This window comes from Streptomyces sp. 13-12-16 (genome assembly GCF_002114215.1).
Taxonomy (GTDB): Bacteria; Actinomycetota; Actinomycetes; order Streptomycetales; family Streptomycetaceae; genus Streptomyces.
The window spans coordinates 1-4,047 of record NZ_NCTE01000183.1 but is presented as its reverse complement, the minus strand read 5'-3'; the positions used below and the strand labels follow the sequence as shown (position 1 = coordinate 4,047).

3 protein-coding genes are annotated in these 4,047 nt (G+C 74.4%); all 3 read right to left on the bottom strand.

The genetic code is table 11. The features are described 5' to 3' along the window. Positions 1-149: 149 nt before the first annotated feature. Positions 150-1,274, bottom strand: coding sequence for a hypothetical protein (locus B7767_RS08575; RefSeq protein WP_085571646.1), 1,125 nt, complete (start codon positions 1,272-1,274; stop codon positions 150-152). Then, positions 1,271-2,947 (bottom strand): DUF3492 domain-containing protein, encoded by a 1,677-nt coding sequence (locus B7767_RS08570; protein WP_085571645.1) that lies wholly within the window; start codon positions 2,945-2,947, stop codon positions 1,271-1,273. The genes B7767_RS08575 and B7767_RS08570 overlap by 4 nt, the downstream gene beginning before the upstream one ends. A gap of 172 nt (positions 2,948-3,119) precedes the next feature. After that, on the bottom strand, positions 3,120-4,047 hold a 928-nt coding region (locus B7767_RS08565), incomplete at its 5' end, for a DUF3152 domain-containing protein (RefSeq protein WP_143652288.1).

Sequence of the window (4,047 nt, the reverse complement as noted above, 5' to 3'; positions counted from 1 at the left end):
CGCTTCCCTGCGCTTGCGGGGCGCCCTGCGTGGGTGTGGGCCGGGGGCGGGTTGCGCGGCCCGGCGCTCGCGGGGTGCCGTCGCGCCCACCCGTGCCGCCCCAGCGGCACGACTGCCCGCGGGAACGCGGGGGAGCTGGGCCCGCGTTGTCATCGTGGGTGCCCCGGGCTGATGTGCGCCGAAGCCCGGGTGAGTTTGCGGGAGGCGTGGATCAGCAGGGTCAGTGCCGCTGTTCCGCAGGTGAGGGTGGGGAGGGCGGCGGGGCTCCAGGCCGCGGTCAGGGTCTGGACCGGGGTGGCCAGGGCGTCGCAGCCGGGGAGCCGGGCCGCGAAGATCGTGGCCAGGGCCGTCGCCTGGGCGGTCGCCGTGACCGTGAGGATCACCCTCGGCGCGTGGGTGAAGCCGTGGATCGTGAGGAGGTGGGCCAGGAAGAGGAGGCCGCCCAGGGCGAGCGTCGGGGAGAGGGCGAGGGGCTCGTCGAGGAGCTCGGACGCCACCGTGAGCAGAACGGCCACCGCACCCAGGAACAGGGCGAACACGCCGATGAGCGTGGGTCGTACGGAGGCCGAGAAGTCCTCCAGGCCACGGCTCGACGCCAGCCTGCGGCGGACCCGGGCGGCGAAGAGGTGGGCCGTCCAGGCGGCGGGCGCGCAGGACAGGGCGAGCGCCACGACCGGGGCCACGGTGAGCGGCCAGTCGCCCTCCGCCGTGCCGTCGGGCAGACCGTCGGGGCCGCCGGTGACCGCCGTACCGAGCAGGCCGTCGCCCAGGAGGGCGTAGCCGAGGAGCCAGCAGGTCCAGGACGCCGTGGCGGAGCGGGGCGGGATGTCGGACCGGGTGCTCAGCGGGCCCCGGCGCAGTGCCGCGCGCAGGGCGAGGGTGACGGCCAGGATGCCGGTGGCCGCCGCGTAGAGGCGGGTCTGGCCGTGGGTGAGGCGCAGGGCGATCACCGTCGCCACGCACAGGGCGCCGGGGAGCAGGGTGAGGACGGTCCAGCCGGCGCGCGGCCCCGGAGTCGTGGCGGCCGGGGCGGGCCGAGGTGGTGCGTCGTCGCGGGGAACCCTGGCGTAGAGCTCCTCCGCGAGGGAGAAGACGTCGCGGTGGCGGAAGCGGGCGGCGGTCCGGTCGGTGATGCCGTGGGCCTCCAGGCCCGCCGCGATCTCCAGGGGGTCCACCGCCTGCTCGCACAGGTCGCGGTGGCGGTGCAGCAGGGCCTTGACCGGGTCGGCCGCGCCGGGCGGAGTGCTGCGGTTCAGTTCGCCGAGGTCGGTCATCGGGCTGTCTCCGTCGCGGGTACCGGGGTGTTCATGGCCCACGTGGGGACGGCGCGGGGGGTGGGGTCGGTCCAGTGACCGGGGACGTGGGCCTCGGCGGGGGCGGCGAAGGGCAGGGGGTCGCCGGTGCGGTCGAGGAGGGGGCGGCGGAGCGGTGTGCGCGCGACGATCTCCAGGTAGATGCCGTGGAAGGCGGAGATGTTCTGGTCGACGGTGAACAACTCGAGTGCGCGGGCGCGCGCGGCGGCGCCGAGGCGTACGCGGCGCTCGGGGTCGCGCAGCAGGGAGACGCACGCCTCGGCGAGCGCCCGCGGATTGCGCGGTGGTACGACGAGACCGGTGCCGCCGATGGCCTCCACGACCGCGCCGACGTCCGTGGAGACCGTCGCGCGCCCGCAGAGCATCGCCTCGACGAGGCCGGCCGGGAAGCCCTCGACGACGCTGGACAGGACGGTCACGGCGCCCGAGGCGTACGCGTCGGCGGAGGTGGGGAGCCCCGGGCCGCCGATCCGCTCGAAGGACACCGGGTTGACGCCCACGGAGTGCGGGCCCTCGGCCTCGTCCGGGAAGAGCTGCGCGGCCAGTGCCTCGCAGTGGCCGAGGTAGGCGGCGCCCTCCGGGTCCGCCGGACCGCCGATGATCCGCAGCCGGGTCCTCGGCTCCTCCTTGCGGATCTCCGCGAAGGCGTGCAGCAGCGAGACCAGGTCCTTGGCGGGCTCCACCCGGCCGACCCAGACGAGGGTGTGCGGATCCGCGCTCTCCGGGGACTCCCCCGCATCGGCGAAGGGCGTGGCGTCCATGCCGGGGTAGACCGTGCGGAGCTTCGCCCGGTCGGCACCGCAGCGCTCCTGCCAGCGACGGGCGTGCGTGTTGCCCGGCGTGATGAACGCGGCCCGGCGGTAGGTCTCGGCGGCGAGCCTGCCGTGGAAGGCGGCGAGCAGGGAGCGGACCGCGGGTGAGGCGTCGGGGCGGGTGAGGTAGTGCGTCCGCAGGCGTACGCCGTACTCGGTGACGAGGAAGGGGACGCCGAAGAAGTGGTGGGCGAGCAGGCCCGGGAGGGCCGCCACTCCGCCGGCGGCGGCGTGGCACAGGTCCACCGCGCCCAGCCCGTCCTCCTCGTACCAGTCGAGCGAGAGGGGACGCAGGGCGCGCTCCAGGTGCGCGGCGACGGCCAGCAGATCGGGTACGCGGGCCTCCCGCGCCGTACGCAGGGCGCCGGGCGCACGACAGGCGTGCTCCAGGGCGCGTACGGCCGTCTCGGAGCGGAGTGCGGCCACCAGACCGCCTTCGTCGCGGGCGAGTTCGGCGAGGCCCCGGAGCGCGGTGGCGAAACGGTCCGCCTCAGGTGTCGCGGGCCCCGGGTCGGGGGCGGTGGGATCCGTCGCGGCGCAGAGGGCGGCGGCCAGTTCGCCGTAGTGTTCCGAGAAGCGCCGGCGTGCGCGGCGGCCGTACACCGCCCCGTCGTCCTCGGCCGCCCACAGCGGTGCGGTGCGGACCCGGCCGACCTGGGGCGGCAGCGGGACCCAGCCCGCGTCCTCCTGGGCTTCACCGCTGCTGAACGCGTAGACGTCGAATTCGTGCCGGTCGAGTCCGCGTACCAAGCGGTCGCACCAGAGTCCGCCCTCACCGCCCACGTACGGATACCCACCCTCCGTAAGCAGTCCGATGCGCACGTGTGCACCCCCGATCTCCCGTATGGGGAGCCGCCGTTGGTCCGGCGGCTCGCAGCGGGACGAACGTATGCGGACAAGGAGGTGGCGTGATGGACGGTTGTCCATCACGCCACCAAAAGGGGTGAACGGGCGTAACTTTCCCGCGCGGGGCGCGTTTCGCCGCGCTAGGCGATCAGCTCTTCGGGTACGGCCATGCGTTCGGGCGGCAGCTGATTCCGTCGTGGTCGAGGAACTTGGTCTGCTGCTGCATGACCGGGGCCAGGTCGCCGTCCTTGTCGCAGGTGACGTGGTTGAAGCCCAGGCGGTGGCCGATCTCGTGGTTGATCAGCATCTGGCGATAGGCGTGGATCTCGTCGCCGTAGGTGTCCGCTCCCTGCGCCCAGCGGTCCGCGTTGATCATCACGCGCTCGGTGGCCGCCGAGTCGCAGGAGACGTTGTCCACGGTGGTGTCCAGGCCGGACTTGGCGCACCATTCGGCAGTGGTGTCCGGACTGGCGAGGGTGATCACGAAATCGACCTCGCCGGAGTGGACGCGCTCGAAGGTGCGCGCGCCGTTGTGCGCCCAGCTGCGGTTGTCGTTGAGCGTCTTCTGGACCGCCTCGGCGAAGAGTTCGCCGTCGAGGCCGAGTCCCTGCTCCACGTCCACGCGGTAGGTGAACTTCTGCCCCTTGCCCGGAGCCTTGTCGATGCCGGGGACCGCGTCGAACTTGCCCGTGCCTCCGCGCGCGGCGCTCAGCGGGTCCTTCCTGGCCATCTTCTGCGCGTACGTCAGCGGTTCGGCGCCGGGCACGGAGGGTGTCTCCCGGTCGTCCCCGCGCGAGGCGGAATCCCGGACGTCGCGTGCCTGCTCGCCGGTGGCCTGCGACTGTACGCCGCCGGTGCTGTCGCGTTCGTCGGCGACCTGCCCGGCCACGACGACGGCCAGCACGGTCGTGACCGCGGCGGCGGCGATCCCGGTGAACGTCCGCCCCTTGCCGCCCTTGGCCGGCGCGGGCCGCCCGGTCGGCGGCGCGTCGTCGTCATCGGGACCGGCGGGGACGCCGGTGTCCGGGGCGGCGCTCCAGTCGGTGACGGCGGCGTAGGGGTCCGCGGGGCCCGAC

Excerpts from the sequence above, each read along its gene's own strand:
- B7767_RS08575 (WP_085571646.1), bottom strand. The coding sequence starts at position 1,274 with ATGACCGACCTCGGCGAACTGAACCGCAGCACTCCGCCCGGCGCGGCC.